The organism is uncultured Streptococcus sp. (assembly GCF_901875575.1).
Classification (GTDB): domain Bacteria; phylum Bacillota; class Bacilli; order Lactobacillales; family Streptococcaceae; genus Streptococcus.
This window is the reverse complement of the sequence record NZ_CABFMF010000012.1, coordinates 1-26,992: the sequence shown is the minus strand read 5'-3', so window position 1 is coordinate 26,992 and position 26,992 is coordinate 1. Positions and strand designations below refer to the sequence as shown.

The following is a 26,992-nucleotide window of genomic DNA, read 5'->3' as shown; positions in this document are numbered from 1 at the left end:
AGAGTCCCAAGTCTTGCCAGTATTGACTGGGATTTCTCACTACAGAACTCCCCAACTATCATAAAAAGTATCTGTTACAGTTCTACATTTGCAGAAAAAGTCTAGCTGCTATCAAGGGAGAGATGGTCCACTTGATTGTTGAGTGAAAAGAAAGCCCGATTCATATAGAAGACAATTTTTTAATTGAACCAGGAACAGGTGTGCATGGAATCGCCTATCATGATGAAATCAAGTTCTTGTAATTTCAAGCTAGTGAAATAAAAACATGGAGCTTTCTTACCTTAAAGGTTGCTGGCGATAAAAGTTTAGATTCCTATCTAAATTCAATCGTGGATGGACAACTTTTGGATTAGCCTCATATTTTGGTTAAAATGAGATAGAATTCTAATATATCTTCTCTTTTCCGATGACCGCTGAGGCTGCAAGTCAACAATTGAGCATGACAGTAGCGGAGTTTGAGGAGTTGCTATAAAAGAGAAATGGACATGTTATCGAACTAGATAGCATGTTTTGTTTAATCATTTTTCCGAATGATTTCTTTTTTTGCCGGCAAAATATCTAGTTTTATATATCAAACTTATTTATTTTATTAAAACAAAAAAATGTATCCGCTATCTTTCCGAATGGCATCAACTATTTTTATCCGATTGACTAGATAATATTTCATATATTTATACAAAAAAGTATTTAAAAATGCAAATAGTAATTTTCTGAAAATTGTTTGATTTCCCAAAAGGCTTTTTTTTTTTTTGCGAAAATTTAAAATCAAATTAGTTGCATATATATTAAAAATAAAGTAAAATAGTCAATGCAAGGATACACATTAATTATAATAACTAGCCGTTGCTTTAAGAAACGGTTAGTTTTATGTGAAAATCCAAAATATATATCAAAAAGGAGATCCAAATTAATGGACAACAAATCATCAATGAGTCGCGTTGAGCGTCTACGTCGTGAAAAGGTCACGCGTTACTCGATTCGTAAATATAGCTTTGGAGCGGCTAGTGTAGCAGTCGCTGCTCTTTTCATGTTCTTAGGTAATGGAGCTGTATCAGCTAACGAGCTAAGCAAACAAGATACGCCATCTGTAGAAGCTCCAGCGCTAGCCTCTGAAGACAGCCCAACTTCAGCGGAAAGCACACCAGCAGCACAACCAATTGCAGAAGAGTCAACACAACCAGCAACACCAGAAGTAACAACTCCAGCTTTGGACAAAAACCAACTTGAAAACTACATTTCAGAAATTAAATCAAAACTTGCTGCAGGCAAGTATGATAATAAAACAGAGGAGAGCCTTGCTCTTTTGAATGGGGAATTGGCTTCTGCTGAGTCTGTACTCGCTTCTGCAACGACTCAAGATGAATTGAACGTAGCTTACAGAAATCTTCTCAATACAGTAAGCTCAAAATTAAAAAACAAACCTGTAGAGAAAAAAGAAACTCCAGAAGTAGACACTACTAACGGACAACCAACTGTAGGTAAAAAAGCAGAAAACACTGAACCTAAATCAGAATCTAACTCAATCGAAAACACAGGATCTCATGATTCACGTAATGAGAAAGAAATGGTTACAGGTGTTGGGTTTAGAACAGAAGGAAATCAAGCTCCAACAGTTGAACTTCCATACTCAAATGAAGACAAACGTCAAATCTATATTTACACTGGTGAAAATACTGACTTAACATTTACCGGTAAAGACGAGACAATAGTAAAAGATTTATATCTACGAAATAAAGGTTTAGATGAAAGTGATAACGCTAGTGTTTATGGTTTTACAATAGGAAAGGTAACTAATAGTGCTGTAGCATCTGGGGAAGGAACAGTATCTGCTGATAAGCGAACAGCGACAATCAAGATGACGGGTGTTACAAACCTTAAAGCTCCAAACAAGTGGACAAGTTTTATCGAGGCTAAAGATAATGACGGTGTTAAATCTATGCCAGCAAATGAATCCTATAGTGTTGAGAACTATGAACTTCGTCGAAGAAAACCTGGGTATGTTGAATTCATCGTTAAATCTCAAACAGATAAGTATGATATCAAGACACCAACTGAAAAAGTTGCTGTAACAGATCCAACTAATGTAACAGAAGTTGAATTAGCGAAAATCAAAGAAAAATTAAAAATTGAGTACTCTAATAACAATGATGACGCTAATTTAGCTGATAAAAAAGGAACAGAAGTAGAAAATCAATCAGATCGTATTGCTTCTATTACTAATTCTGGAAATAATATTGTAGTAACTTATAAAGATGGTTCTACAGATACAATTTCTAAAGGGATGTTAATTAGCGGGCCAGCACCTGTAGTAACTGGAAATCCTAAAGCTAGAAATACAGTTTTATCAACTGATGAAGAATTATCAGGGACTGGTACGGCTGGAGCAACTGTTAAGGTTACTATAAAAAATCCAGAAGGAACACAAGTTATCACAGAAAAAACTACAGAAGTTGGAGCTGATGGAACTTGGAAACTATCTTTAGATAAAGGACTTAACAGTAACGAAGCATTATTTGGAGCAAGTGAAAGAGCCAGAACATTCTATGCTCCTAAGAACAATGTTGAAGTTACACAGACTGTTAATGGCGTATTAAGTGAAAAGACGGATGTAGTTGTATCTATCGGACCTTCAGCAATCTTACCATCAGCGGCAGCAAAAGACGGTAAGAGTGTTGTCGCAGGAGCTAAAGAAGTAACCTTTACTGTACCACATGATGCAGGATTCACATACTTCTTCTATACAAATAAAGAAACTAACAGAGAAGTTCAGCTTGATATTAAACGTGAAGATGACGGAAGTTTAGTGATGGCTGGTGGAAATGCAGGTAAAGCAACTGTTAAAGAGACTGTAAAAGGTAATTTCTACGATACAGTTACGTTAACATTAACAGAACCTGTTAAAGAAGGGGTAAACTTAAAAGTTATTCCTCACAATGGTGGAGCAACAAAAGGAACATACTTAGGAAAAACACAGTATCCTGTTACTAACGAAGCACCAGTAGTATCAGCAGTGGAAGAAAACCAAAATGAAAAAACAGTCCCAACGGAAACAACTATTACTAAAGCTGATTTATTAGCTCTTGTAAAAGTAACAGACCATGAAGATGATTTAAATGCGACACTTGGTAACAAAGGTCATGTTCGAGTAGTTTCAGTTGATGGAAATACAAATGTTACTGGAATTGATACTTCAGAAGCGGGAGAGCACACTGTTATCTACAAAGCTGTAGATAGTCAAGGTAAAGAATCTGCTGACTACACATACAAAGTAATCGTTCGTAAAAATAATGCTCCAGAAGTGAAAATCCCTTATTCAGTAGATGGCAAGAAAGATGTCTATGTATATGCGAATGAAGATATTGACCTTGATATTAAATATACAGATGATTCAGGTAAAGTAGCTTCAGCAACAGTTAACAGAGGTGGAAATCAGCCTTTAAATCCAACTACTGCTAATCCAGATGTTTTAGATAATGAATTTGATATGACTTTAACACCTGTTACTTCAGAAACAGAAGCAACAGCTGAAAAACCTGCTATTGTGAAAATCGGAGGTAAAGTAACCAAAGATACAGCAGGACTTGATAAAACTAAGTTCCCTAAAGGAGATACAGACGAATATAGACTGGTAACTCGTTATGCGACAGCAACTGATACAGACGGAAAAATTATCGTTAATAATGCAACTAGTAGTTCATATGCAACAGACCCTGGCTCATTTTCTATTGTATTGAAATCTCAAACGAAAAAATATGATATTAAAGAATTAGATGAAGCTAACAAAATTGTAGTAACTGATACAGTTAATATTCCAGCAGCTGAATTAGAAAAAATCAAAGAAAATATTCCTTTAGAATACTCTAAGAAAAATGAAGATAAAAACTTAGAAGATAAAAAAGGAACAGTAGTAGACAAGGCTGCTGCTGCAAAAGTAGTTGATACACTTGTTCAAAAAGGAGATAACTTAGAAGTAACTTATAAAGATGGTTCTAAAGATACGATCCCAGTAGATAAAGTTGTGAAATTAGATAAACAACCAGCTATTGATGCAGTAAATAACAAAGCAACAGACCAAATCACAGCGATTAATAATAACGCTGCATTAACGCCAGCTGAGAAAGAAAAAGCTATTGCTAAAGTAAACGAAGATAAAACAGCAGCATTAGGTAAAATTGATGAAGCTACAAACAATGGAGCAATTGAAACAGCTAAAAATGATGGAATTGCAGCCGTAGGTAAAGTAAACCCAGTAGCTAAAGAAGCAGCTAAACAAGCTGTTGCAGATGCATTAAAAGCTAAAAATGATGCACTTGATGCGCGTGAAGATTTAACTCAAAAAGAAAAAGAAGATGCAAAAGCAGCTGCTAAAGTAGAAGCAGATAAAGCAATTGCTAAAATTAATGAACAACCAGATACTGCACCAACTCCAGCAGAAGCAACAACAGCACAAACAGCAGTTGATACTGGAAAAACAGATGGTACGGATGCAATCTCTAAAATTAATCCAATCAGTAAACAAGCAGCATTAGATAAAATCGATGAAGCATTAAAGGCAAAAGAAAAAGAAATCGATGATCGTACTGACTTAACCGATGAAGAGAAAAAAGAAGTTAAAGATAAAGCTAAAGAGATTGCTGATACTAAAAAAGCAGAAATCAACGGTAAGAAAAATAATGCTGATACACCTGAAGAAGCTGGAACAATTCAAGGTGAAATCAATGCAGCAGGTACTGATGGAGCAGCGACTATTACAGCTTTAGCAAAAGATCCAGCTAAAAAACCAGAAGCTAATACAGCTGTGACAAATGCTGCTGAAGCTAAAAAACAATCAATTCAAGACGATACTGCATTATCGCCAGAAGCTAAGAAAAAACTTCAAGATGAAGTAGATGAAATTAAAAAAGCATCAGAAGAAGCAATTAATGGTGCTAAGAAAAATGCTGACGTTGATAAAGCTAAAAAAGCAGCTGAAACAGCCATTGCTGCTATTAACTCTGCACGTTTACCAGGAAATAAATTAGTTGCGAAAAACCCAACCAATTTAGATGCTGAAGAACAAGAAAAACTTAAAAAAGCTATCGAAGCAGTAAACCCAGGTGCAACTGTAACAGTAAATCAAGATGGAAGTGCTAGTGTTACATTACCAAATGGTAAAACAGAAACATTAAAACAAGTTGACTTAACAAAAGATGCAAGTGCTTTAGAAACAGCTGGTGGAGGAAATAATATTAACCGTCCAACAGATAAAGTGATTGTTAATAACCCTGATCAGTTAACTGCTGAAGATAAAGAAAAGATCAAAAAAGCAGTTCGTGATGTTAATCCTAATGCTGTAGTATCAATTGATGCTGCAGGAACAGTAACAGTTTCAACACCAGATGGGCATACAGCAGGTTTCCCAGCGAAAGAATTAGTACGTACATTAGCTGATGCAGGAAAAGATGGTTCAGGTAATGCAGGAATTCTTAAACCAGCAGATAAAGTAGTTGGTAGTGCAACAAATCCAGTTGATCAAGAAAAAGCAACTGCAAAACTGAAAAAATTAAATGGTGCAGATGCTACAGTTCAATATGACGCTGAAGGAAATGCAACAGTAGTTCTTAAAGATGGTACAATTGCAACAATTCCAGCTGCAGACTTATTTAAAACACCAGAAGATGCAAGCAAAGTCAACGGTGGAGATGACATCAATAAACCGAATGCTCAAACTGTTGTAGCTGATATGGCAACATTAAGTCCAGAAGAACGTACTAAAGTAAAAGACGCTATTAAGGCAAAAGTTGAAGCAGTAAACCCAGGTGCAGTAGTAGTTGTAGATGACAAAGGAAATGCAATTGTAACAACACCAGAAGGAAAAACAGCAGTAATCGATGCAGATGATTTAATTAAAAAACCTAATGAAACATCAACTGCAAAAGCTGGTAACAACATTAACAACCCAGCAGATAGAGTACAAGTAGCAGATAAAGCTGAACTAACAGAGCCTGAACTTGCTAGAATTAAAGCAGCAGTTGAAGCAGTAAACCCAGGTGCAACAGTTGTCGTTGACGATAAAGGGAATGCGACTGTAACAACACCAGAAGGAAAAACAGCAACAATTCCAGTAGCTGATTTAGTGAAGACTTCATCTGATAAAGAAAATGTAAGTGGTGGAAACCAAGTAAATACTCCAGCAGATAGAGTAGTGGTAGAAAACCCAGCTTCATTAAACGATACAGATAAAGAAAAGATTAAAGCTGAAATCCTTAAAGTAAATCCAGGTGCTGAAGTAGTATTTGATACTAATGGAAATGCAACAGTAACAAATAAAGATGGCGTTGTAGCAACAATTCCAGCAACAGATTTAGTGAAAGCTAAAACTGAATTAGCAGATCCAACGAAACAAGATGCTGTAAACAAACCAGCAGACAAAGTCGTAGTTGATCCAGAATTAGTAGATAATGCAGATGCAACATTACCTCAAACAGCTAAAGATGCGATTAAAGCAGCAGTTGAAGCAGTAAACCCAGATTCTACTGTAGTCGTTGACGATAAAGGAAATGCAACAGTAACAACACCAGAAGGTAAAACTGTAGTTATTCCAAAAGCTGACTTAGTAAGAAAAGAAGCAGATAAAGAAACTGCAAAAGCAGGAAACAACATCAATAAACCAGCGGATAGAGTATTAGTAACAGATCCAACGAATATTGATGAAGCTGCTAAGAAAGCTATTGAAGAAAAAGTTAAAGCAGTAAATCCAGATGCAACAGTAGTAGTTGATACTAATGGAAATGCAACAGTAACAACAGCAGACGGTAAAACAGCAACAATTCCAGTAGCTGATTTAGTGAAAACAGCAGCTGATGCAGAAAATACTAAAGCAGGTAATAATGTCAATAAACCAGCAGATAAAGTAACTGCTAACAAAGATAACTTACAACCGACTGATAAAGATAAAATTAAAGAAGCAATTCTTAAAGTAAATCCAGAAGGAACAAAAGTATTTGTTGATGACAAAGGAAATGCAACAGTATCTACTCCAGATGGTAAAACAGCAACAATTCCTGTTGAAGATTTAGTGAAAGCTCCAACTGCTAAAGATGAAGTAAATGGTGGAAACAAAGTAAATACACCAGCAGATAAAGTAGTAGTAGCAAATCCAGCTGAATTAACAACTGAAGATAAGGATAAAATTGCTGAAAAAATTAAAGCAGTAAATCCAGATGCTAAAGTAGTATTTGACGAAAAAGGAAATGCAACAGTAACAACGAAAGACGGAGCTGTAGCGACAATTCCAGCAGCTGATCTAGTGAAAACGAATAATGACTTAACAGATCCAGCTAAACAAGATGCAGTTAAGAAACCAGCTGATAAAACACTTGTTAAGAACCCAGCTAAATTAAGTCAAGAAGAAAAAGATGCAATCAAAGCAGCTGTAGCAAAAGTAAATCCAGAAAACACAACAGTAGTTGTAGATGAAAAAGGAAATGCAACAGTCACAACACCAGACGGTAAAACTGAAGTAATTCCAGCATCTGACCTAGTGAAAACTACAAAAGAAGCTGAAGGTGCAACTGCAGGAAACAACATCAACAAACCAGCTGATAAAGTTTCGGCAACACCAGCAGACTTGACTGGAGACAAGAAAGACGAAGTTAAAGCTAAAATTCAAAAAGCAGTAGAGTCAGTAAACCCAGGTGCAACTGTATTTGTAGACGATAAAGGAAACGCAACAGTCACAACACCAGACGGTAAGACAGCAACAATCCCAGTTGAAGACTTACTGAAAGATCCAGCAGCTAAAGAAACTCCATCAGCAGGAAACAAAGTAAACACTCCAGCTGAAAAAGCACTTGTAGATCCAGCGGTATTGAATGATCCAAATGCAACATTACCAAAAGAAGTTAAGGATAAAATTAAGGAAGCTGTAGAATCAGTAAATCCAGGAGCAACAGTAGTAGTAGACGACAAAGGAAATGCGACAGTAACTGTAACAAATCCAGATGGAACTAAGGCTACAGCAACAATCCCAGCTTCTGATTTAGTGAAATCAAATGCTAAAGAAGATTTAGAAAATGCGGCTAAACAAGATGCGATTAAGAAACCTATTGATCAAACAGTAGTTGCTGATAAAGATGCTTTAACAGAACCTGAAAAAGAAGCAATTAAAGCTAAGGTTCTAGAAGTTAACCCAGGAGCAACTGTAGCAGTTGATGCTAAAGGAAATGCGACAGTCACAACTCCAGAAGGAAAAACAGCAGTAATTCCAGCGGATGCTTTAGTGAAGACTTCAGATGAAGTGTTAACGGATCCAAAAGCAGGTAACGTAATCAACAAACCAGCTGACGGCGTATTTGCTAAAGATGGACAAATCACGGATGATGTCAAAGCAAAAATTGCAGCTAAAGTTCAACGAGTAAATCCAGGTTCAACAGTGTTCGTAGATGAAAATGGAAATGCGACAGTCACAACTCCAGAAGGTAAAACAGCCACAATTCCAGTAGCTGATTTAACGAAGACTGACGCCGATAAAGCTAAGGTGAATGCAGGAAACAAAATCAATCCACCAGCAGACAGAGTGTTTGTGAAAGACAGAGATAAATTAACGGCGGATGAAATTAAAGAAATTGAGAAAAACATCTTAGAAGTTAACCCAGGAGCAACAGTAGTATTTGATGCAAAAGGAAATGCAACTGTTAAGAATGCAAATGGAGACATTGCAACAATCCCTGTAGAAGACTTAGCAAAACCAAAAGCATATCTATTAAATCCTAAAAAACAAGATTTAATTAAGAAACCTGTTGATAAAGTGTTAGACAATGATCTGGATAAAGCAGCTAAAATTAAGAAAGCTGTTGAGGAAGTGAATCCAGGCTCAACGGTGGTTGTTGATGACAAAGGAAATGCAACAATAACTACAGAAGATGGTAAGAGCTTTGTAATTCCAGCAAAAGATTTAGTGAAAACTGAAGCAGAAGCTGCTAACGAAAAAGCTGGAAACAACATTAACAAACCAGCAGATAAAGTAGCAGTAACAGATCCAACTAAACCATTATCTACAGAAGAGAAAAAAGCGATTGAAGCTAAGATTAAAGAAGTTAATCCAGATGCGAAAGCGATATTCGTAGATGATAAAGGAAATGCTACAGTAACTGTAATAGATAAAAATGGTAACACTGAGACAGCAACAATTCCAGCAAAAGATTTAGTAACAACTCAAGAAGAAGCTAAACAACCAAATGCTGGAAACAAAGTAAACACACCAGCTGATAAAGTGGTTGTAAGCAATCCAGATGCATTAACAGATGTGGATAAAGCTAAGATTACAGATGCAATCAAAGCGGTAAATCCAGAAGCTAACGTGGTATTTGACGACAGAGGAAATGCAACGGTAACAACTAAAGATGGTGATATTGCAACAATTCCAGTAGCTGATTTAGTGAAAACAAAAGAAGAAGCAGCTAAACCAAATGCAGGAAACAACGTTAACACACCAGCTGATAAAGTAGCGGTTGATTCTTCTAAACCATTAACACAAGATGAGAAAGATGCAATCGCAGCTAAAGTAGCAGAAGTAAATCCAGTAGCTACTATAGCGATAGACGACAAAGGAAATGCAACAGTAACAACTAAAGATGGTAAGACAGCAGTAATTCCAGCGGCGGCATTAACTAAGACAGCAGATTCAGCTAAAGAACCAAACGCAGGAAACGACGTAGTTAAACCAGCTGACAAGACAGTTGTAGAAAATCCAGAATCATTAACAACAGACGAGCAAGATGCAATCGCAGCTAAAGTAGCAGAAGTAAATCCAGAAGCTAAAACTGTAGTTGTAGATGATAAAGGAAATGCAACAGTAACAACTAAAGATGGTAAGACAGTGGTTATCCCAGCGAAAGATTTAGTGAAAACAAAAGAAGACGCAGCTAAGCCAAACGCAGGAAACGATGTAAACACACCAGCAGATAAGACTGTAGTAGCAAATCCAGACTCATTAACACAAGATGAGAAAGATGCAATTGCAGCTAAAGTTAAAGCAGTAAATCCAGGTGCTGAAGTTGTAGTGGACAACAAAGGAAATGCAACAGTAACTAAAGATGGCAAAGTAGCAGTAATTCCAGCGAAAGACTTAACTAAGACAGCAGATTCAGCTAAAGAGCCAAACGCAGGAAACGACGTAGTTAAACCAGCGGATAAGACTGTAGTAGCAAATCCAGACTCATTAACACAAGATGAGAAAGAAGCAATTGTTGCTAAAGTCAAAGCAGTAAATCCAGATGCGACTGTAGTAGTAGACGACAAAGGAAATGCAACAGTAACACCTAAAGATGGTAAACCAGTTGTAATTCCAGCAGCGGACTTAACTAAATCAGCAGCAGACGCAGCTAAACCAAACGCAGGAAACGACATCGTTAAACCAGCAGATAAGACTGTAGTAGCAAATCCAGAAAGCTTAACTCCAGAAGAGAAAGATGCAATCGCAGCTAAAGTTAAAGCAGTAAATTCAGGTGCTGAAGTTGTAGTAGACGACAAAGGAAATGCAACAGTAACACTTCCAAATGGTAAAACAGCGGTAATTCCAGCATCAGACTTAACGAAGAATGCAGATGCAGAAAAAGCACCAAAAGCAGGAAACGATATTGTTAAACCAGCTTCTAAGACAAAAGTTGCAAATCCAGACTCATTAACACAAGATGAGAAAGATGCAATCGTAGCTAAAGTTAAAGCAGTCAACCCAGGTTCAACTGTAGTAGTAGACGACAAAGGAAACGCAACAGTCACAACACCAGAAGGTAAGACAGCAGTCATCCCAGCATCAGATTTAACAAAATCTGAAAAAGATGTGAACGATGGACAAGCTAAAGACAATGCAATTACACCAGCAGCTAAAACAAAAGTAGCAGATCCAAATGCTCTAACTCCAGAAGAGAAGAAAGCAATTGAAGACAAGGTTAAAGCAGCAAATCCAGGCGCAACTGTAGTAGTTGACGATAAAGGAAATGCAACTGTAGTGAAAGATGGCAATGTTTCAGTTATCCCATCAACAGATTTAGTTAAAGTTGAAGACGATGCTAAGAAAGATAATGGTGGTAACGATGCGAACACACCAGCAGCTAAAACTGTAGTAGCAGATCCAACTAAACTTACAGATGAAGAAAAAGCAAAAGTTAAGAAAGCTGTTGAAGCAGTCAACCCAGGTTCAACTGTAGTAGTAGACGACAAAGGAAATGCAACAGTAACTAAAGCTGATGGAACAGTTCTAAACATCCCATCAACAGACTTAGTACTCCCAGCTGACAACCTAGCTGACGAAGCTAAGAACGCTAAAGTGAAAACACCTGCCTTCCGTACATTAGTTGGAGATAAAGAAAACTTAACAGACGCTGAAAAAGAAGCAGTTAAGAAAGCAATTGAAGCAGTCAACCCAGGTTCAACTGTAGTAGTAGACGACAAAGGAAATGCAACAGTAACATTACCAGACGGTTCTACAGCAACAATAGCTAAAGAACAACTAGTGAAAGATAAAGAAGATGCTAAAGCGAAAAATGGTGGAGATAACCTTGAGTTTGATTTAAGTAAAGTAACTGTAACTGACCTTAAGAATATTACTCCAGAAGAAAAAGCGAAGTTCCAATTCATGATTCTAGGAGCTATCACTGGTGTTGAAGAATTCGACATTAGCACTCTAGAGAAATCAACTGATGATAAAGAAAATACAGTTTACGCATCTAAAGATGGTAAAGTGAAAATTACTATTGATAAAGATGGTAATGCAACAATCGAAAAAGATGGTAAGAAAGAATTAGCTGTTACTATTGACAAAGAAGGAAATGTAACTATCGTTACAAAAGAAGGTCAAGTATTAGCAATTCCAAGAGATGATGCTTTCAGACAAAAAGAAACACCAAAATTACCAGAAAAAGTTGGAGTAGTTAACAAAACAAACTTAACAGATGAAGAAAAAGCAGCTGTTAAAGAAGCATTGATTAAAGCAAATCCAAAACTTAAAGATGCTAATATTACAATTTCAGCAACAGGAGAAGCGACAATCGTTTACCCAGATGGACAAAAAGTGGTAATTCCAGCAGATAAATTAGTAGAAGAAAAATTATCTGACTCTAATGGAAATGCAGAATTAGATATTAACTTACCAGAAAAAGTTGCAGTAGGTGATGTGAATAACCTTACAGACGCAGAAAAAGCAGCTGTTAAAGAAGCATTAATCAAAGCAAATCCAAAACTTAAAGATGCTAAGATCACAATCTCAGCAAAAGGGGAAGCAACAATCGTTTACCCAGATGGACAAAAAATGGTAATTCCAGCAGATAAATTAGTAGTAGCTAAAGGTGCTAACAACAATGCAGGAACTAATGCAGGTGCAGGTGTTAAAGCAGTAGTAAATGCTAATCAAGAAGAAACCACAAACGCGCGTAAAGTAGCTAAAGAATTACCAAATACAGGTACAGCAGATTCTACTGTAGCTATGGTAGCAGCGGCAGCAAGTGCATTACTTGGTCTTGGTCTTGCAGGACGTCGTCGTAAAGAAGACGAAGAAGCTTAATTGGTAGATCGTTTGATAATTATCAGATGATAAGTCCGATTTTCAAAGCTTAAACAAGTACCTCTCATAAGAAAATCTCCTAGCAGGAAAGTCTGCTGGGAGATTTTTGGCTTTTAGGGATTACAATATCATAATTTGGTTTTCCTGGGCAGGTTGGCTAAAGTCCGAGAGTAGACCATATGTACCAGGTAGAGAGACTACTATTATCCTCGGCGACAGAATAGGCTTCCTAACTTGCTTTGAATGTCTTCTGATGCATTGTATTGATTAAAGTTTAGTGTATTCAGTGTAGTTTCTGTAACGGAAGAGATAGGGTGATAAGCTTTTGCTAGCTAATGAGCATTATAGCCGGGTTTCTCTTTATGATCTTAAATGGTAAAATGAGTTGAGTCTACATTAATGATAAGACTGGATTGTTTTTAAATTTGTAAAAAAAGTTGAACTAATTCAAAGCTCAATATGCTAAAGCTCTTAACGGTTTTCTCTGTTGAACGTGAAAGAAAGCGAGACAATGTTAGTTGTGAAGCGATTAGTCCAGTCTCTAAAACTGTTAGAAATGAGCATCTGATTTCAATCCCTTACAGGCATAATCTGTATTGTAGCCAAAGAGACATTGGATAATAAAGTGGTATCTAAGTAGAAATAATAGCGTCTCTTATCATCAATCAAAAGGTGTTTTGAACGGACTTCGTTTAGATTCAACTTTTTGACGAGACCTTTGAAGAGCAGAAGACTAGCATGATTAGTCAGATTGTCACTATCAAAAGAAAAGTATGATAAAGATTGTTTTTAACTTATTTTTTTGATATATTCAGTATTAGAGTCACCTTTGTTTTTATATTATGTGTGAATAAATGGAGATTAAAGATGTATTGACTTTACAAAGGAGAATTCACATAAAGAAAACGAGCTTCTTGTCAAGCAAATTTCAGGAGGAAAATGAATGTCCAATTTAAAATGGTTTGCTGGAGGGAGTGAAAGATCTCATGAGGCGATTGTTATCATAGATCAGCTCCTTCAAGATATAGACGATACGCCTCAACTTGCCCCTCTCAAAAAGCACTTAGTTATTTTTAAAGCTCAGCTGAAGGATGGTGGAACCTCTGTTCCATTTGTTCTGAGTCAAATGAATGTCGCTATTGCAGGTGTATTGATTGAACATAAGTTGCATTTATCGGAAAGTCAATCTAAGCAGATTAAAAAATTGCGAGATCTATCTAATATTCGATATGGTTACTGAAATGCCTGTAAGCAGAAAGTTATAGACCTTTAAATTCTTGGAATAAAGCTGTTACAACTTCACCACTGAAGTGCAGGAAAGTCCTTTCTCTATAATTTTCAGTCAAATAAATTGCATTCGTTTTCTCAAGCAGGTATACTAGTATTGTTGGATGAAAAATTCTGAAAATTTAAGAATAGAAAAGAGAACAAATCTTATGGCAAAAGATATTCGTGTCTTACTTTACTACCTTTATACTCCAATTGAAAATGCAGAGCAATTTGCTGCAGATCACTTGGCTTTCTGTAAATCAATTGGTCTTAAAGGCCGCATCCTAGTCGCTGACGAGGGAATTAACGGAACAGTCTCAGGTGACTATGAAACAACTCAAAAATACATGGACTACGTTCACAGCCTTCCAGGAATGGAAGACCTCTGGTTCAAGATTGACGAAGAAAATGAACAAGCCTTCAAGAAGATGTTTGTTCGCTACAAGAAAGAAATTGTCCACCTTGGTTTGGAAGACAATGACTTCGACAACGACATCAATCCACTTGAAACAACAGGTGCTTACTTGTCTCCAAAAGAGTTCAAAGAAGCCCTTCTTGATGAAGATACTGTTGTCCTTGACACACGTAACGATTATGAGTACGACCTAGGACATTTTCGTGGGGCTATCCGCCCAGACATCCGCAACTTCCGTGAGTTGCCACAGTGGGTTCGTGACAACAAGGAAAAATTCATGGACAAACGTGTTGTGGTTTACTGTACAGGTGGCGTTCGCTGTGAGAAATTCTCAGGTTGGATGGTTCGTGAAGGCTACAAAGATGTAGGCCAATTGCACGGAGGAATCGCAACTTACGGTAAAGACCCAGAAGTTCAAGGTGAGCTTTGGGATGGGAAAATGTACGTCTTTGACGAGCGTATCGCCGTAGATGTTAACCATGTTAACCCAACCATCGTAGGGAAAGACTGGTTTGATGGAACCCCATGTGAACGTTATGTCAACTGTGGAAATCCATTCTGTAACCGTCGTATCTTGACATCAGAAGAAAATGAAGACAAGTACCTTCGTGGATGCTCACACGAGTGCCGTGTTCACCCACGTAACCGCTATGTTTCAGAAAATGAATTGACACAAGCTGAAGTTGTCGAGCGCCTAGCCACTATCGGTGAAAGCTTGGATCAAGCAGCTACTGTATAAGATCAAACAGTCCTCAGGGGCTGTTTTTTAGTTAGACGGACATGTTGTATTCAAAAAAATCCTGCCATGGATGACAGGATTGAATCTTAAAGAAAGGCTAAGATACGGAGATAATCCCCAATCAGTGCCACTTCAGCTACAAAGAAGAGGAGGATAATAACTCCGTTCACAAGGACAGACAAGAATAATTGATAGAAGGAGTCGGTTTCACTTGCTTGACTTGGTCTTGTAATGATATGGAGACTGGCAAGCAGAATGATTCCAATGCTAATCACACACAAGAGGGCTGTAAATCGCAGGCTATCAAAGAAGGCAAAGAAACTAGCAATAGCAGTGAGGAAGATTGGAATTGCCAAGAGTTGACTATACTGTTGGAGAACCTTTTCTAGCGTCCAGTCTTTTTCTTGGTAGATAAATCGTCTCACAACGAAACTACCCAAGAGGAATGAAAAGAAGAAGAGTGTTGTTGCTACTAGGATAGAGATGATTGAAAAGAGAGTTAAAGGAGCTAGCTGCTCAGGGAAGTGATTATGCATCGTTGCTATATGTCCATAGTAAGCATGTTTGATGTGGTAGATACTAAAGAAAAAGGAAGATGCAGAAAACAGAATGAGTAAGAGAAAAGCTGTATAACTGTGTGTGCTACTTGTTTCAAGACTGCTCGTAGGAGATTTGATCGCTTCCACTAGCCAAGACCAAAAATCAAGCGCTTGCTCTTTCCATCTATCCGTAGATTTTGGAGCTTGGTCGGGGATATAGGGACTTTCTAAGGATTGACTGATAAGAAGGGGCTCTTTCGTGGTTGGTTTTTGCTGAGGAAGTGCTTCTTGACTTTCTTCAGCTATAGTGACTTTTTCTGTTTCTTTAGAAATGTCAGGCTCTTCTTCAGTAGAATTGGATGCTTTCTTTTCTTCTATTTCTGTTTTCGCTTTACTGTCTTCAGGCGTTTCAATTTTCTCTTCTTGCTGGCTTTCCAGTTCGACTTCAGCTTGGGAGACTTCCTCCTCTACTTGAATATTTTTTTCAATTGGCGTATCGAGATTGACTATCCTTTCTTCAGCCTTGTCTGCAAGATCTTGGGGCTGTTCATCAGGCTTGTTCTTGCTTGTTGCTTTTACAAAATCATTACTTTCAAACCATTCTTGTTTCATGGTAGAACCTCCTTTTTAGTTAGATATGCGTTATTGTGGTCGATATAAATAGGTTTGTTAAGGTCTGTTGGCTGTAGTCTCAAGACTAATATAATCATCAGCCTTAGCTATGAGTTGACCTTTTACATCGGTCTTTTCAGTTTTGTAAGGATTGCTTAATTCGTTGGGTTTCTGTTGACTCTTATCTCTTAATAATTGATAAATAAAACCATGGTGACTCGAGAGGTCTAAGTTAATTTCTTGGCTTTCTTTTTGAGTTAGCATGATACTGAGCGCATTTTTAGAAGATAGTTCTACTTTACCATATACTTTAATATTTTCAGCGCGGAAGTGATGTTCTGTTGACTCTAGCTGACTATCTGTAAGGTCTGTATCGAAGATATTAACGATATTGGGCGTTGTGAGTTTACTGTTTTTGATACGACTTCCTTTAATTCGGAGGATATAGCTGTTTGTATTGAGGGTCGCATTTTCAAGACTGGCATTGGTGATACTAGTTTGACCGCGATTGGCTGAGATGTTGATCCCTTTTAAAGCTCTTCCTTTTGGCAATTGGAGAATAACTTCATCAAAACGACTAGAGTAGCTACTTGCGATATGGAGAATCCCGCCAATTCCAGAAGAGAGAAACGGACTTTCAGACAGTTTCTTATCAGTGAGGCTCAGAGTTTTATCGTTTTGATTTGTGACAAGGTCATGGTTAGCAGAAATAGATGGATGGTAAGAAATGTGGATTTGATCATCGAAAGAGTCTGTGATGGTCAGCGCGTGTTGGTGGAGCGTGATTTCTAGGTTTTCGACTTCCTTGCCAAAGGTCAGCTCTTCCATCCGACTATCATAAACAGGCTCCTTGGACATGGAAAGTAGGCTCTTAATCCCGTCAGATTGGATACCTACAAAAAGCAGGATAAAGCCGATAATGGTAGTCACCACACCAAAGATGAGAAATCCTTTTGTCCATTTACGCATGCTGATCACCTCTCTTTCCTTTTTTGAGAATAAATTGCACCAGGCGAACAATGAGTAGGCCGAAGAAGCGGGCTACATAGGAAATACCTAGTAAGACTAGTGAAGAAGCACCGATAGCCAGTAAACCAGAACCAAAAATCAAGATAAAGGCTGATTTAGCTTGGGCTAAGACAGTGAAACTTTCAACTAAAAATAGGAATCCACCGATGATACCAAGTATGGAAACTACAAAGAAAGCCAAGATGACGCTCGAAGCGGCCACAAGGATTGCGAAAAGAGCCAAGAGAATGGCGATTCCTAAAGGAATACCGATGGGTGCTGCAAGTAGGGCTAACAAGGCGATATGCAAAATTTGTCGGTTATTCTTTTGAGCAGGTGCTTCATTGATTTTTTTATCGAGAAGATTTGAGAGAACTTCGTGGGCCGCTTCCTTAGGAGTTCCCAAGCTAGCGATGAGTTCTTCTTCGCCTTCGACTCCAGCATCGTCAAAGAGTTCCCTGAAATAATCCATGGCTTCAATTTGGTCAGCCTGAGGCAGTTTTTTTAGATAGAGTTCTAGCTGAGTCAAGTATTCAGTTCTTGTCATGGCGGATACTCCCTTCTATGATGCCATTGATGGTGTCTGTATAGAGTGTCCATTCATCTTTTAGGGTCAAGAGTTGCTCTATACCACCATTTGTCAAGGAGTAGTATTTGCGCATGCGACCTTGGAACTCTCTAGAGTAGGTTATCAGAAAGCTATTGCCTTCCAATTTTTTTAAGATAGGATAGAGTGTAGATTCTTTGATATTAGCGATCAGCTTAATGGTCTGGCTAATCTCATAACCATAAGAATCCCCTTTTTCCAGTACGGCCAAGATGAGAAATTCAATCAAGGCAGAGGATGTTGGAAAGTACATGAGAAACCTCCTTTTCTAATGTATAAGATTTTTATATATAATTTTTCTACACATACATTGTACATCTAAAAGAGAGCCCTGTCAAGAGAAATGTGTAAAATTTTTATATATAAAAAACTCCTAGTTTTTACTAGGAGTTTAGAGGATTTTATCAGCTCTGTCTACTGTAAAGAGAGCCACAGTCATCAGGATATCGACGAGCAAGAGGGCCGCTACAGCTGGTACCCAAGAGTGGAAAAGGTCAAAACTGTATCCAAAGAGAGTCGGCCCAAAGGCTGCTAGGATATAGCCTCCTGTTTGAGATAGGCCGGACAATTGGGCTGTCTTTTCAGGGGCGCTTGTCTTGAGTGAAAAGTTGACCATGAGATAAGGGAAGAGGGCGCTGGTTGCCGTTCCGATGAGGAGATGGATGGCAAGCCAGTAAAAGAAATTACCAATAGGGAAAAAGAGCATGGAAATGCCGACCACACCAGCTAGTGAAACTAGAGTGAGCATGAGCTGACGGTTGCGAGTTGACAAGCTGGTTGTCAGGCTTGGGATAGTCATTGAAAAAGGAATGCTAATCAGAGAGAAGATAGAAGTGAGCAAGCCAGCTTCGTGACTGGATAGGCCTGCATGGATGGCCATAGTAGGTAGCCAGGTCATGGCTGTGTAAAAGAGCAGAGACTGAAAGCCTGCGAAAACAATAACTGCCCAGACCTGTTTATTACGCATGACCTTTGTTTTGCTTTTTTGTTGGGTTTGTGGAACCAGTCTATGATTATAGCGGTGATTAGGTAACCAGACTAAAAGAGTTGCTAGACAGAGCAGGGTGAGGAGGATGATAAGTCCTTTCCAAGAACTGGCTTGTGTAATGGGCACGGCAAGATAGGAGGCCAGAGCCGTTGCAATCCCCATAGAAGTTACATATAAGGTAGTCAGAAAACCAATTTTCTTTGGTTGATTGGCTTGGATAAGACTAGGAAGCAGAACATTGATGACTGCGATACTTGCCCCAACTATCAAGGTTCCTAGATAGAGGAGGGGAAGATTGATTAGTCGAATGAGAGAGCCAATGGTCAAGAAGAAAAGGCTATAGGTGAAGAGATGTTCCAGGCCGATTTTCTGAGCCAGTCGAGTAGAAAATAGCGAGAAGAGGGTAAACATGAGGAGAGGGAGGCTAGTCAAGATACCTAGTGAACTAACTTCTACCCCCAGACCTTGCGAAATATCTCCTAAAATAATGGGTAAAACAGTAAAAGGAGTCCGCAAGGAAACACCAATCAGGATAATACCTGGAACAAAAAAGAGTGATTGCTTTTTCATATAATACCTCTTCTAGCTGATTTTAATAACAGCTTATTTTAAGGCTTTTTCCTTATAATGTCAAGTAAGGTTTCTGGCTTTCAAGATAAAAATGGGAAAGTCTTGAAAATTATGATAAAATAGTGGAAGGAAATTTATACATTGGAGAAGAACTGTGTCTGAAAAGCAAAAAATTAGCGTCTTGATGTCGGTCTATATAAAGGAAAATCCGATATTTTTGAAGGAAGCTATCAAAAGCATTCAAAACCAGACTATGAAACCGAGTGAAATCATTCTTGTGGAGGATGGTCCTCTCACTTCTGAGCTCTATCAAGTACTTGACGAGGTAGAAAATCAGTCAGATATACCCGTTAAACGTTGTCCTTTGGAAGAAAATCAAGGTCTAGGATTGGCTCTTCGATACGGTGTTTTGCAGTGCCAGTACGATATCATTGCTCGTATGGATACAGATGACATAGCAGTAGCTGATCGCTTTGAACAACAAATTCATCTCATGGAGCAGGAAAATCTTGATCTCTTAGGTGGTCACATTGCAGAATTTATTGACAATCCAGAAGAGATTGTTTCCTATCGTCGTGTTCCAACCCAGCATACAGAAATTGTTTCTTATCAAAGGATGAGAAGTGCCTTTAATCACATGACGGTCATGTTCAAGAAGGACATGGTCCTCAAAGCAGGTAACTACGAAGATGGACTTTATATGGAGGATGATCTCCTTTGGCTCAATATGATTGCTGCAGGTGCTAGAACTGGGAATATTGATCAAATTTTGTGCAGGGTTCGCGTCGGTGCGGGTATGTTTGAGCGTCGTGGGGGATTGCGTTATCTCAAACTCTATCGTCAGGCTCGACAACGGATGTTGGAAAGAAATCAAATCTCTTACATAGAATATGCTAAAAGCGTTGGAATTCAGGCAGTCGTTGCCCTTTGTCCTGGCTTTGTTCGTCAGTTTATCTTTGTCAAACTATTAAGAAAAAGCAAATAAAAGCAGGCACTAGATAGCAAATTAGCAAAAAGTGTTATAATAACAATATAACTATTCATCTCTTTTTAGGGGGACTAAATTCCTATGAATAAAAAACTAACAGATTATGTCATTGATCTGGTTGAAATTTTAAATAAGCAACAAAAACAAGTGTTTTGGGGGATTTTCGATATTCTAAGTATGGTGGTTTCTATCATCGTATCTTATATCTTATTTTATGGATTGATAAACCCAGCGCCTGTTGACTACATTATCTATACAAGTTTGTCCTTCTTATTTTACCAGTTGATGATTGCATTTTGGGGGCTAAACGCTAGTATCAGCCGTTATAGCAAGATAACGGATTTTATGAAAATCTTTTTTGGTGTGACTGCAAGTAGCATCTTGTCATATAGTATCTGTTATGCTTTCTTGCCACTCTTTTCGATTCGATTTATCGTTCTCTTTATCTTATTGAGTACTTTCTTGATTTTATTACCACGTATTACCTGGCAATTAATTTACTCTAAACGCAAAAAAGGAAGTGGAGATGGTGAGCATCGTCGTACCTTCTTGATTGGTGCGGGTGATGGTGGAGCTCTCTTTATGGACAGTTACCAACATCCAACTAGTGAATTGGAACTTGTTGGTATTTTGGACAAGGATGCTAAGAAAAAAGGTCAAAAACTTGGTGGGATCCCTGTTTTGGGCTCATATGATAATTTGCCTGAATTAGCTAAACGTCACCAAATTGAGCGTGTGATCGTAGCTATTCCATCACTAGATCCGTCAGAATATGAGCGAATCTTGCAGATGTGTAATAAACTAGGCGTTAAATGTTACAAGATGCCTAAGGTTGAAACAGTTGTTCAAGGTTTACACCAAGCAGGTACTGGGTTCCAGAAAATTGACATTACCGATCTTTTGGGCCGTCAGGAAATTCGTCTTGACGAATCGCGTCTGGGCGCAGAACTGACAGGTAAGACAATCTTAGTCACAGGTGCTGGAGGTTCAATCGGTTCTGAAATCTGTCGCCAAGTTAGTCGCTTTAATCCTGAACGCATTGTTTTACTTGGTCATGGGGAAAATTCAATCTACCTTGTGTATCATGAATTGATTCGTAAGTTCCAAGGGATTGATTATGTGCCAGTTATCGCAGATATTCAAGACTACGACCGTCTGTTGCAAGTCTTTGAGCAGTACAAGCCAGCTATTGTTTATCATGCGGCTGCCCACAAGCACGTTCCTATGATGGAGCGCAATCCAAAAGAAGCCTTCAAAAATAACATTCGTGGGACTTACAATGTTGCCAAGGCAGTTGATGAAGCTAAAGTACCTAAGATGGTCATGATTTCGACAGATAAGGCGGTTAATCCACCAAATGTTATGGGTGCAACCAAGCGCGTGGCTGAGTTGATTGTGACTGGCTTTAATCAACGGAGCAAATCTACCTACTGTGCAGTTCGTTTTGGGAATGTTCTTGGTAGCCGTGGTAGTGTGATTCCAGTATTTGAGCGTCAGATTGCTGAGGGTGGTCCTGTAACGGTGACTGACTTCCGCATGACCCGTTACTTTATGACGATTCCAGAAGCTAGCCGTCTAGTTATCCATGCTGGGGCCTATGCTAAGGATGGAGAAGTTTTTATCCTTGATATGGGCAAACCAGTCAAGATTTATGACTTGGCTAAGAAAATGGTGCTACTAAGTGGTCATACTGAAAGCGAAATTCCAATCGTTGAAGTGGGTATCCGTCCAGGTGAAAAACTTTATGAAGAACTCTTGGTGTCAACCGAATTGGTTGATAATCAAGTGATGGATAAGATTTTTGTTGGTAAAGTAAATGTCATGCCACTAGAAGCTATCGATCAAAAAATTGAAGAATTCCGCTCCCTACGTGGAGATGAGTTGAAGCAAGCCATTATCGCTTTTGCTAATGAAACAACCCATGTTGAATAGAAAGAGTTTGGGTAAAAAGTCTTTAAAATCAGAAAAACGCATAGTATCAGGTATGAAAAAACGTGATACTATGCGTTTTGTTATGGAAAGTTTTACTTCAGTTTCTACTAAAATTGAGTTTTTACCTAGCTTCTTTTGTCTTGAAAAAAGTCAAAACTTCTAAGGGGTCATGGGCTATAAAATCAGGTTGATAGATTAGTAAATCAGCATTTTCTCCAAAGCCCCAAGTGACTGCTAGTTTTTTAAGTCCGGTTTCCTGAGCTCCTATCATATCAAACTTGGTGTCACCAATGATGATAACTTGTTCTGGTGCTAGTTGATGTGTTTTTAGTGTATGGCGAATGACATCCGCCTTATGTGGAGTTTCAGGACTGGATCCATAGATTCCCTCAAAGAAATGATTAATTCCCAAGTTTTTTGTCATTTCCTGAGCAGTAGGTGTATTCTTTGTAGTGGTGATGTAGAGTGGATAATTGCTCGACAACTTCTCAAGCAAGTCTACAATCTGAGGAAAGAGTTGAGCTTCATAGATTCCCTTTTCCTTGTAGTAAGAACGGTAAGTCTGAACTGCCTCAGAGATTTTTTCTTTGGGGAGGCAAGTCTCAAAGCTACTTTCAAGAGGTGGTCCCATGAAACTACGAATGGTTTTGGCATCAGGACAAGGGACTCCCAGCTCTTTAAAGGTAGAGCTAAAGGCATTATGAATCCCAATGGAACTATCAACAAGAGTTCCATCTAGATCAAAAAAGATGGCTGAGATAGAGGTCATAATTTCTCCTATCAGATAAGATTACTCTCCGAAAATTTCTTTTTGGAGGCGACGGCCAGTAGGAGTGGCAGCAAGGCCACCTTCGGCTGTTTCACGAAAGGCAGTTGGCATGGCCGCTCCTACTTGATACATGGCATCGATAACTTCATCTACGGGGATTTTGGATTCGATGCCTGCCAAGGCCATATCTGCTGCGATGAAGGCAAAACTAGATCCCATGGCATTGCGCTTGACACAGGGAACTTCAACTAGACCTGCAACAGGGTCACAAATCAAGCCTAGCATATTTTTAATGACAAAGGCAATGGCTTGACTAGCTTGATAGGGAGTTCCACCTGCTGCTAAAGTGAGGGCGGCAGCACTCATAGCAGAGGCAGAACCGACTTCAGCCTGGCATCCACCTTCAGCTCCTGAGATAGAAGCATTGTTTGCGATAACTAGGCCAAAGGCCCCAGCGACTAATAAGAAATCTAATTGTTCTTGATGATTCAGGTCTAATTTTTGAATAGCGGTCGTAAGAACTGCCGGTAGGCAACCAGCACTCCCTGCTGTAGGAGTAGCGCAGACCAAACCCATTTTAGCATTGTGTTCATTGACTGCAATGGCATTGCGAGCGACTGATAAAATAGTGTTATCTGACAAGATTTTGCCACTTTGGATATAGCGATCAAGCTTTGCAGCGTCACCTCCAGTTAGGCCACTACGGGATTTATTTTCATTTAGTCCTAATTGTACAGAGTCCTTCATGACTTCTAGATTGCGTTCCATTAGGAGAAGGACTTCTTCGCGTTCTCGACCGGTCAACTCAAATTCTGTCGAAATCATCAGTTCAGCGACATTTCCTTGGAAGTTCTTTTCTGCTTGTTCGACTAATTCTTTGATAGAATAAAACATGATTCCCCCTACTTAAAGAAATTGACATTGTGAAGATGAGGAATTTTTCGAATTTCTTCGATGGCTTCCTCGCAATTTCGACTATCAACTTCGATAATCATGATGGCTTTTTCACCGGCTTTTTCTCTAGTAACATTCATCTGAGCTATATTGATATCATAGCGGGAGAGAGCTTTGGTTACAAGGGCAATCATCCCAGGGATATCCTGATGCACAATGATGATGGTAGGTGTATTCATATTGAGAGAGACCGCAAAGCCATTGAGTTCGGTGACCTGAATGTTCCCCCCACCGATAGAAATACCAGTGACACTGATGCTCTTGTGGGCATTTTTGACAGTAATCTTGGTGGTATTTGGGTGAGGGGCATTGCTGTCTTTTTGGATGGTCCAGACAATCTTGATGCCTCTCTTGTGGGCTATTTCCAGACTGTTTGGAATTTCAGGATCGTCTGTATCCATGCCTAAAATCCCTGCAACAAGGGCTAGGTCTGTACCATGTCCTCGATAGGTTTTAGCAAATGAGTTGAATAATTGGAATTCGACTTCTGTCGGGGTATCATCAAAAATGGAAGAGACAATCTTCCCAATTCGAACAGCACCAGCAGTATGGCTACTAGATGGTCCAATCATGACTGGTCCGATAATATCAAAGACAGATTGAAAACGAAGTGATTGCATCAGTTTCCCCTTATAAAAATTCTTAGTTATATTATATCAAAGAATGAAGGTATTGGCTTTAATTGTGGATTAAAACCTCTTTAATGTCCAAAATAGCATAAAAATAGGCTCTTTTGTGACAAAAATGCCTTGTTTTATCAAATAAAAAAATAATTTTGTAATATTTCTACATAAAAGTGTTAAGAAATAGTAATATTTAAAAGGTATCATAGAGATATAGAAAGAAGGAGAACTTTTAAAAATGAAAACAACAACTAATAAAATCAAAACAACTATTGCAGGAGTAGCTGCTTTGTTTGCAGTATTTGTACCATCGTTTGTATCTGCTCAAGAATCAACAACTTACACTGTTAAAGAGGGTGATACTCTCTCAGAAATTGCTGAAACATATAACACAACTGTTGAGAAATTAGCAGAAAACAATCACATTGAGAACATCCACTTGATTTACGTAGGTCAAGAGCTCGTTATCGATGGACCTGTAGCACCTGCTGTAACACCAGCTCCAAGCACTTATAAAGCACCAGCAGCACAGAATGAGGCTGTTTCAGCACCAGTAGCAGCAACTACAGAAGTAGCACCAGTAGCAAGTGCTCCTGCAGAAGCAGTTGCTCCAACACCAGCGGCAGCACCAGCTTCAACTGTAAGCGGATCTGACGCAGAAGCAAAAGAATGGATTGCTCAAAAAGAATCAGGTGGTAGCTACACAGCTACAAACGGACAATATATCGGACGTTACCAATTGACAGCTTCATACTTGAACGGTGACTACTCAGCTGAAAACCAAGAACGTGTAGCAGATGCCTACGTTGCAGGACGTTACGGTTCATGGTCAGCCGCTAAAAACTTCTGGCTTAACAACGGCTGGTATTAAGAAATAACGAACAGAATAATTTAAAAAGTCGAGGAAATTCCTCGACTTTTTTATATTTTCTTCGGTTGATAATAGGTCTCCACTTCTTTTTTGAGATGAGACAGCATAGAAGTTTCATCGATCAGCTCCAGAAGGGAGAAACCTTTTTGGATAAGTTTAGCATCATCCCTACAAATTCCGATACGAACATAGGCGACAGCTAAGCTATCATAGTTTTTCTTTTTCTTGGCATCCTCTAGTAAAGTATAGCAGATTTGTTGACACATGTTTTTATCTTGATGATATAAGTAAATGGTGGATAGATTGAGTAGGATTGCCATTCGCAAGTCATATAAATGTTGATAGTTTTTATAGACTTCTAGGCGTTGCAAGATTTTTCCAGTGATGAGATGGAGATGTTCAATGGGAAAGCTGAAAAGGATGGTATTGAGGATTTTTAGATCATTTTCATACCATGTATCTTGTTTTTCAATTTTTTCCCAAAGCTTTTTGATAGTCTGTTTTACTTGGTCTGACAGTTGCTCTGTACCATGTCGACGGATATGAATGACAATTTCTAGCATATCCCTGATTTCTTCTATAGGCAGGTCGTGGTGGGATTTGAGATAGGATTGACATGTTTCCAAAAAATGAACTAAACTACTGCTGCCAACGATAGAATTCATATTGAGATAAGTTTGCATGATTTCTGTCCGTTGGCTAGGTTGATAGAGATGGCAGATATAGTCAAACTCTTCAAAGCTCATATTGATTTGACGGAGAAGAAATTCCATATTTTCATATTTTGGGGTTGTCTTGCCACTTTCGATTTTTGATAGGCTGGTTCTTGAGAGAACACCCCCACAGACCTCTTCTTGGGTTAAGCCTTTTGACTCACGTATTTCTTTATAGACCTTTCCGAAATCATAACGCATGCTTTTCTCCTTTTTGTGAAAAAAGTTAACAAACAATGTAATTCTATTAAAAATATTTTATCCTAATAATAGGAATAGTAAAAAAGAAAACTAAAATAATGTGTGAAAAAAGTTAACTAATTCTAAAATAGAGTAAAGAAGAGGTATACTATAGACACAAAATACAGATAGGAGGAAAAAGGTATGAATAAAAAAGTTGATTTATTTGAAATTGCGAAGAGCTTTGCTATAGAAGAAAATGATGAAGTTGATTTTTCTGTTTGTCACGGAATAGCAGGAATGGTGCAATCTCTATTATTTGTATATGCTGTAACTGAAGATTCCAGATATTTAAATTTAGCAAATAGTTTTTGGAGAAAAGCCTTTGCTTTTGCTAGAGATAACGGTTATTACACTGGAGAACGATCTAGAGATTACTTATTGGGATATTTCTTAGAATGGTAGGGTATCATTGATACTGCTATTTTGTTAAGTCAGTATAACCAAGGAGAGAAATCTTATATTCCTTTAAACCTTAGCTCTAAATCATATCAGAACAAGTTATTTAATTCTAAAAGATATTAATGGAGGAATTGAAAAATGGAAGTTATAAATGTAAGTAAAAATTATGGTCATTCAACCATTCTCAAAGATATAAATTTTGCACTTAATAA

Annotated in this window: 16 protein-coding genes and 2 pseudogenes; 8 read left to right on the top strand and 10 right to left on the bottom strand. The window is 38.3% G+C overall.

Annotation, left to right across the window (positions count from 1 at the left end; genetic code table 11):
• The first annotated feature begins 910 nt into the window (after positions 1-910).
• The gene (locus QZ114_RS05040; RefSeq protein ID WP_295500356.1) at positions 911-12,541 is read left to right on the top strand and encodes a DUF1542 domain-containing protein; all 11,631 of its coding nucleotides are present in this window, start codon (positions 911-913) and stop codon (positions 12,539-12,541) included.
• 160 nt (positions 12,542-12,701) lie between these two features.
• Here QZ114_RS05040 and QZ114_RS05035 read toward each other — a convergent pair.
• Positions 12,702-12,856: pseudogene (locus QZ114_RS05035) on the bottom strand (glycoside hydrolase domain-containing protein); the annotation flags it as partial.
• A gap of 628 nt (positions 12,857-13,484) precedes the next feature.
• Here QZ114_RS05035 and QZ114_RS05030 point away from each other — a divergent pair.
• Positions 13,485-13,781 (top strand): bacteriocin immunity protein, encoded by a 297-nt coding sequence (locus QZ114_RS05030; RefSeq protein WP_295500353.1) that lies wholly within the window; start codon positions 13,485-13,487, stop codon positions 13,779-13,781.
• Positions 13,782-13,977: 196 nt separating this feature from the next.
• A complete protein-coding gene (locus QZ114_RS05025) occupies positions 13,978-14,964 on the top strand; it encodes a rhodanese-related sulfurtransferase (protein ID WP_049539876.1) in 987 nt (328 codons plus the stop codon).
• Positions 14,965-15,050: 86 nt separating this feature from the next.
• Here QZ114_RS05025 and QZ114_RS05020 read toward each other — a convergent pair whose 3' ends face one another.
• The 5 genes from QZ114_RS05020 to QZ114_RS05000 all read right to left on the bottom strand — a co-directional run bounded on the left by QZ114_RS05020 (position 15,051) and on the right by QZ114_RS05000 (position 19,288).
• The gene (locus tag QZ114_RS05020) at positions 15,051-16,115 is read right to left on the bottom strand and encodes a DUF6574 domain-containing protein (protein WP_295500348.1); all 1,065 of its coding nucleotides are present in this window, start codon (positions 16,113-16,115) and stop codon (positions 15,051-15,053) included.
• Between the two features lie 57 nt (positions 16,116-16,172).
• Complete coding sequence (locus QZ114_RS05015; protein WP_295500345.1) at positions 16,173-17,084, bottom strand: DUF4097 family beta strand repeat-containing protein; 912 nt, start codon at positions 17,082-17,084, stop codon at positions 16,173-16,175.
• Positions 17,077-17,670, bottom strand: a complete 594-nt coding sequence (locus tag QZ114_RS05010) for a DUF1700 domain-containing protein (protein WP_295500342.1) — start codon at positions 17,668-17,670, stop codon at positions 17,077-17,079. The genes QZ114_RS05015 and QZ114_RS05010 overlap by 8 nt, the downstream gene beginning before the upstream one ends.
• Positions 17,657-17,983, bottom strand: a complete 327-nt coding sequence (locus tag QZ114_RS05005; RefSeq protein ID WP_042901798.1) for a PadR family transcriptional regulator — start codon at positions 17,981-17,983, stop codon at positions 17,657-17,659. The genes QZ114_RS05010 and QZ114_RS05005 overlap by 14 nt, the downstream gene beginning before the upstream one ends.
• A gap of 138 nt (positions 17,984-18,121) precedes the next feature.
• Positions 18,122-19,288 carry an MFS transporter gene (locus QZ114_RS05000; protein WP_295500337.1) on the bottom strand — a complete coding sequence of 389 codons (1,167 nt, stop codon included), beginning with the start codon at positions 19,286-19,288 and terminating at the stop codon, positions 18,122-18,124.
• A gap of 57 nt (positions 19,289-19,345) precedes the next feature.
• On the opposite strand from QZ114_RS05000, the pseudogene QZ114_RS09840 reads away from it, so the two are divergent.
• The 3 genes and pseudogenes from QZ114_RS09840 to QZ114_RS04990 all read left to right on the top strand — a co-directional run.
• Positions 19,346-19,493 (top strand): annotated as a pseudogene (locus QZ114_RS09840) (glycosyltransferase family 2 protein); the annotation flags it as partial.
• Positions 19,473-20,273: a glycosyltransferase gene (locus tag QZ114_RS04995; protein ID WP_366926345.1), complete on the top strand. Its 801-nt coding sequence runs from the start codon at positions 19,473-19,475 to the stop codon at positions 20,271-20,273. The pseudogene QZ114_RS09840 and the gene QZ114_RS04995, both read left to right, overlap by 21 nt.
• Before the next feature lie 84 nt (positions 20,274-20,357).
• Complete coding sequence (locus QZ114_RS04990; RefSeq protein ID WP_295500330.1) at positions 20,358-22,208, top strand: nucleoside-diphosphate sugar epimerase/dehydratase; 1,851 nt, start codon at positions 20,358-20,360, stop codon at positions 22,206-22,208.
• 121 nt (positions 22,209-22,329) lie between these two features.
• Here the strand turns inward: QZ114_RS04990 and QZ114_RS04985 are convergent, their stop codons facing one another.
• Genes QZ114_RS04985 through sdaAB form a run of 3 tightly spaced genes read right to left on the bottom strand, consistent with a single transcriptional unit; the run spans position 22,330 to position 24,551 of the window.
• Positions 22,330-22,977 (bottom strand): HAD-IA family hydrolase, encoded by a 648-nt coding sequence (locus tag QZ114_RS04985; RefSeq protein ID WP_295500327.1) that lies wholly within the window; start codon positions 22,975-22,977, stop codon positions 22,330-22,332.
• A 21-nt stretch (positions 22,978-22,998) separates the two neighbouring features.
• Positions 22,999-23,871: an L-serine ammonia-lyase, iron-sulfur-dependent, subunit alpha gene (gene sdaAA / locus QZ114_RS04980; protein ID WP_295500324.1), complete on the bottom strand. Its 873-nt coding sequence runs from the start codon at positions 23,869-23,871 to the stop codon at positions 22,999-23,001.
• An 8-nt stretch (positions 23,872-23,879) separates the two neighbouring features.
• Positions 23,880-24,551, bottom strand: a complete 672-nt coding sequence (gene sdaAB, locus QZ114_RS04975; protein ID WP_295500321.1) for an L-serine ammonia-lyase, iron-sulfur-dependent subunit beta — start codon at positions 24,549-24,551, stop codon at positions 23,880-23,882.
• Between the two features lie 241 nt (positions 24,552-24,792).
• Between sdaAB and QZ114_RS04970 the strand changes: the two genes are divergently transcribed.
• Positions 24,793-25,425 (top strand): LysM domain-containing protein, encoded by a 633-nt coding sequence (locus QZ114_RS04970; protein WP_295500318.1) that lies wholly within the window; start codon positions 24,793-24,795, stop codon positions 25,423-25,425.
• Between the two features lie 50 nt (positions 25,426-25,475).
• Here the strand turns inward: QZ114_RS04970 and QZ114_RS04965 are convergent, their stop codons facing one another.
• Complete coding sequence (locus tag QZ114_RS04965; RefSeq protein WP_295500315.1) at positions 25,476-26,339, bottom strand: helix-turn-helix domain-containing protein; 864 nt, start codon at positions 26,337-26,339, stop codon at positions 25,476-25,478.
• Between the two features lie 183 nt (positions 26,340-26,522).
• On the opposite strand from QZ114_RS04965, the gene QZ114_RS04960 reads away from it, so the two are divergent.
• A complete protein-coding gene (locus QZ114_RS04960; RefSeq protein WP_295500312.1) occupies positions 26,523-26,783 on the top strand; it encodes a lanthionine synthetase LanC family protein in 261 nt (86 codons plus the stop codon).
• The last annotated feature ends 209 nt before the right edge of the window (positions 26,784-26,992 follow it).

What these genes read in the sequence shown, in the direction of transcription:
- QZ114_RS05040 (WP_295500356.1), top strand. Translation starts at nt 911, where the DNA reads ATGGACAACAAATCATCAATGAGTCGCGTTGAGCGTCTACGTCGTGAA.
- QZ114_RS05030 (WP_295500353.1), top strand. Translation starts at nt 13,485, where the DNA reads ATGTCCAATTTAAAATGGTTTGCTGGAGGGAGTGAAAGATCTCATGAG.
- QZ114_RS05025 (WP_049539876.1), top strand. Translation starts at nt 13,978, where the DNA reads ATGGCAAAAGATATTCGTGTCTTACTTTACTACCTTTATACTCCAATT.
- QZ114_RS05020 (WP_295500348.1), bottom strand. Translation starts at nt 16,115, where the DNA reads ATGAAACAAGAATGGTTTGAAAGTAATGATTTTGTAAAAGCAACAAGC.
- QZ114_RS05015 (WP_295500345.1), bottom strand. Translation starts at nt 17,084, where the DNA reads ATGCGTAAATGGACAAAAGGATTTCTCATCTTTGGTGTGGTGACTACC.
- QZ114_RS05010 (WP_295500342.1), bottom strand. Translation starts at nt 17,670, where the DNA reads ATGACAAGAACTGAATACTTGACTCAGCTAGAACTCTATCTAAAAAAA.
- QZ114_RS05005 (WP_042901798.1), bottom strand. Translation starts at nt 17,983, where the DNA reads ATGTACTTTCCAACATCCTCTGCCTTGATTGAATTTCTCATCTTGGCC.
- QZ114_RS05000 (WP_295500337.1), bottom strand. Translation starts at nt 19,288, where the DNA reads ATGAAAAAGCAATCACTCTTTTTTGTTCCAGGTATTATCCTGATTGGT.
- QZ114_RS04995 (WP_366926345.1), top strand. Translation starts at nt 19,473, where the DNA reads ATGTCGGTCTATATAAAGGAAAATCCGATATTTTTGAAGGAAGCTATC.
- QZ114_RS04990 (WP_295500330.1), top strand. Translation starts at nt 20,358, where the DNA reads ATGAATAAAAAACTAACAGATTATGTCATTGATCTGGTTGAAATTTTA.
- QZ114_RS04985 (WP_295500327.1), bottom strand. Translation starts at nt 22,977, where the DNA reads ATGACCTCTATCTCAGCCATCTTTTTTGATCTAGATGGAACTCTTGTT.
- sdaAA (WP_295500324.1), bottom strand. Translation starts at nt 23,871, where the DNA reads ATGTTTTATTCTATCAAAGAATTAGTCGAACAAGCAGAAAAGAACTTC.
- sdaAB (WP_295500321.1), bottom strand. Translation starts at nt 24,551, where the DNA reads ATGCAATCACTTCGTTTTCAATCTGTCTTTGATATTATCGGACCAGTC.
- QZ114_RS04970 (WP_295500318.1), top strand. Translation starts at nt 24,793, where the DNA reads ATGAAAACAACAACTAATAAAATCAAAACAACTATTGCAGGAGTAGCT.
- QZ114_RS04965 (WP_295500315.1), bottom strand. Translation starts at nt 26,339, where the DNA reads ATGCGTTATGATTTCGGAAAGGTCTATAAAGAAATACGTGAGTCAAAA.
- QZ114_RS04960 (WP_295500312.1), top strand. Translation starts at nt 26,523, where the DNA reads ATGAATAAAAAAGTTGATTTATTTGAAATTGCGAAGAGCTTTGCTATA.